The sequence below is a fragment of the Roseiarcus sp. genome, from assembly GCF_052145395.1.
Classification (GTDB): domain Bacteria; phylum Pseudomonadota; class Alphaproteobacteria; order Rhizobiales; family Beijerinckiaceae; genus Roseiarcus.
The window spans coordinates 1-3347 of the sequence record NZ_JBKQOT010000708.1; the positions used below are offsets into that span (position 1 = coordinate 1).

Sequence of the window (3347 nt, forward strand, 5' to 3'; positions counted from 1 at the left end):
GGTCCGTCCGCCGCTCCGGATAACGCCCTGTCCCTTCAAAAGGCAGAACCGTTCCGCTCGACTTTCGCCAGAAGCTCAATCGAACCCAATATTCGGGAAACAACTGTTCAAGGCCCGCTGGCCTGACAACAGTGCCGCAAAATTGTCGGAGAACCGCCCGAGGAAGCGCCGGAATTTCGTCGTTGGCGAATGCGCAATGAAATGCCTTGACGGGATGTTTACACCGTGTTTACCTTCAGCAGGTTGTCGCCCGATAATCGCTTATTCACGGGGACGCCATGAAGCCGAGGCTGACAAGGGGTTCGCTCGGGTTCTGCGCTGACCCTCCTCGGCGCCCTCGCCAGGGCGCTGCTCATTTTTGCCGGGTTTCCTGCCCGCCGCAGGTCCGCGGAAACAAGGATTAATTCCGGCTGCGGTCGACGCTGCCGATGGCTCTTGACGGTGTTGCTTGCTGCAACGCGGCGCCGGGCGAGGAGCATGTGTTCCGGTCCTTTCGGGCCGCTTTCAAGGGGGAGCGTGGACAATGAGGAAGCAAGTTGCGGTCGCGGCTTTAGGCTCGCTTGCGACGATTTCGGCTTTTGCCTTGTGGACCGCGCCGTCCCAGGCGAGTTCGGTTACCGTCATTGGCGCCCCTGGAATAAACGGCGGGTCTGGCGGCGCCGCAAGCGCGACGGCCTCGCAAACCGGAGTTTCCACCAATAGCGCCACTGCGACGGGCGGCGCCGGCGGGAACGTCAACGCAGGCGACGCAGGCGCCGGCGGCGTCGCAGGCGCGGTGGCCACGACCAGCGCGGCCGGCGCCGGGAATGCGAGCGTCGACGCATCTGGCGGCGCGGGCGGAAGTGCAATTTATTCCGGCTCGGGCGGAGCAGGGGGGAGTGCGACCGGAACGGCCTCGGCGACGGCGACGCACGGCGGCGCCGCCAACGCAAGCGCCAGCGCCAACGGCGGCGCCGGCGGAGGTTCGCAATCCGGCGGAGGAGTCGGTGGGGCGGCCGCGGCAAATTCCAATGCGATCGGGTCCATCGGCGGTTCTGCGGCCGCAACGGCAAACGCGACTGGCGGCGCTGGCGCGATGGGAATTGAACTCACGCCTTCGAGCGCAAACGGCAGCGACGGAGGCATGGCGAGCGCGGCCGCCAATGCGACCGGCGCGACGAGCGGATCGGCGACCGCAAGCGCAACCGGCGGCGGAGGCGGCATGAGCGGAGGCGGTGAGAGCGGAGCTGTAGGCGTCGGGGGCAACGGAGGCGCCGCGGGCGCAACCGCCAGTTCAAATCTGGTTGGCGGCGGCCCGGCGCTCGCGACGGCGATCGGCGGCGATGGCGCCACGGGTTCCTCGCCGGGCTACGGCGGCGCCGCAACTGCGAACGCCAGCGCGACGAACGGAGGCGCGGCGACGGCCGCAGCCACGGGCGGCGGAGGCGGCGCCTTCCGCAATATGTCCTCGAGCATCGGCAGCGGCGCCGGAGGGGCTGGCGGAGCGGCGAACGCGACCGCGACTTCGAGCGCGATGAAGGGCGGCGCCGCAAGCGCGAGCGCAACGGCGACGGGCGGGGCTGGAGGCGCCAACTACGCCGTTTTCCCGCCCGGACCATCTGGCGCCGGCGGTTCCGCGAACGCGAACTCAACCGCAACGACGATCAACGGGAATGCCGCGCAGGCCCAATCTGCCGCGGTTGGGTCGAGCGGACAGGCGCAATCGACGGCGCAAACCAATCTTTCCGGTTTTTCGCTGATTCAGACAACAGCAACCGCTCCCGCCGCATCCACAGCGACCACGAATGCGATTGCGCAGGGCGGTGGCGCGGGTCAAGCGTTCGGCGATCCCGGCCAGACTGCTTACGCGATGGCGACGGGTCTGCCGGGCAAAACCTACCTCGAGACGCTTGTGGGCGGGGCCGGAATTGTCGCCACGGCCTTACTCGGACCGCGCGAGGCGACGTTCGGGACCGCGATCATGGGCGCCAATTACGCACCCGACGGCGGCGGAGCGAGTCTCACATACAGCGCGACCTCGACTTTCGATTTCGCCTACCGTGGAGACGTGCTGCTGGGCCTGATTGGCGATGATCAAAACGGCTTCGTCAACGGGCTCGGTTTCCAGTCGCTCGAGTTTTACGTACTGGACAACGGCGCGAAGATTGACGACTGGACCTTCACCGACCTGACAAGCGCCGAGAGCTTCTTTCAGGATCAGGTCGTCGATCTCGGCCGGAATTCCAGTCCTACTGTCGATCTGACCTTCGGGTACAATCTCATCGCAGATGGAACCGGGGGCTTCGGCGTCGATTTCGTCGTTGGCGATCCGCCCGGCGCCACGGCCGTTCCGGAACCCTCGACGTGGGCGATGATGCTTTTGGGCTTCATCGGTCTCGGCTTCGTGGGCAATCGCGCTTTGCGCAGACATGCTGTGGCGGTCGAATAGCCGCCGTGACAAAAAGGGATGGTTGACCCTGCCTTCGAGCGCGCGTTGAGCTTTACGCTCTCGTCCCTTGACGATCGCTCACAGTGCTCGGAGACTCCGATAGGCGAGTGCGATGGGCGGGACTTTCCTCCCACCGCTTGCTTTCCCACTGGCGGCGTTTGCGGCTGCAATCCACGACTTCCGCAATATCTCGGCTCCGGGCGGCGACGCAGGCATCAAGCGTCGGCTCTCGACCGTCAGCTCCTCAGCCCCGCCTCGGCGATGGCGGCGATGAGCGCCGCCTCGTCGTTGTCGGACGCATCGCCCGAGGCGCCGGCTGCGCCGATGACGGCGCCGGCGGCGTCGAGGATCAGCACGCCGCCGGGAACCGGAACCACGCCCTCGCCGAACACGCTCGCCAGCGAGGCGACGAAATGGGGCCGCTCGATCGCCATGTCGTTGAGCTTGCGCGAGCTAAGGCCCATGCTGATCGCGCCGTTGGCCTTGCCGTAGGCGACCTTCCAGCGGGCGAGGCTCGTCCCGTCCTCGACGGCGGCCGCACGCAGCGCGCCCCGTTCGTCGAGCACGACGAAGCCCAACGGCTTCAGCTTGGCGTCGCGCGCGTATTTCAGCGCCGCCGCCACGATCGCCTGCGCCTCCGAGAGTTTGAGCGCCATGGTCGCCGTCCTTGTCCTGCATCGCGCCGCCGACGGGCGCCAGCCTTATCCTTACCGCGGAAGGACGGGTCTTCCCAGAGGCGAGGGGAGGGCCCCGCGACCCTGATCGCTTAAATCGACCCGAAGCCGCCCGCCGGGTTGGCTCGGGCGACCAGGCCCGCCTGGGTCAGCTCGTCCATGCCGAGATCGGCGAGGCTGGGAAGGGTGCGACGGCCGCGATATCGCGACCGGCGCATGGCCAGGCGCCCGATCCGCTCCGCGGC

General features: G+C 67.5%; 4 protein-coding genes. 1 reads left to right on the top strand and 3 read right to left on the bottom strand.

What is annotated here, in order from left to right; translation table 11 throughout:
* Positions 1-849: 849 nt before the first annotated feature.
* Positions 850-1203 carry a hypothetical protein gene (locus tag ACLP25_RS24250; RefSeq protein WP_442471684.1) on the bottom strand — a complete coding sequence of 118 codons (354 nt, stop codon included), beginning with the start codon at positions 1201-1203 and terminating at the stop codon, positions 850-852.
* 144 nt (positions 1204-1347) lie between these two features.
* A complete protein-coding gene (locus ACLP25_RS24255) occupies positions 1348-1572 on the bottom strand; it encodes a hypothetical protein (RefSeq protein WP_442471685.1) in 225 nt (74 codons plus the stop codon).
* Positions 1573-1849: 277 nt separating this feature from the next.
* Between ACLP25_RS24255 and ACLP25_RS24260 the strand changes: the two genes are divergently transcribed.
* The gene (locus ACLP25_RS24260) at positions 1850-2428 is read left to right on the top strand and encodes a PEP-CTERM sorting domain-containing protein (protein WP_442471686.1); all 579 of its coding nucleotides are present in this window, start codon (positions 1850-1852) and stop codon (positions 2426-2428) included.
* Between the two features lie 236 nt (positions 2429-2664).
* On the opposite strand, the gene ACLP25_RS24265 is transcribed toward ACLP25_RS24260, so the two are convergent.
* Positions 2665-3084, bottom strand: coding sequence for a GlcG/HbpS family heme-binding protein (locus ACLP25_RS24265; RefSeq protein WP_442471687.1), 420 nt, complete (start codon positions 3082-3084; stop codon positions 2665-2667).
* Positions 3085-3347 lie beyond the last annotated feature (263 nt).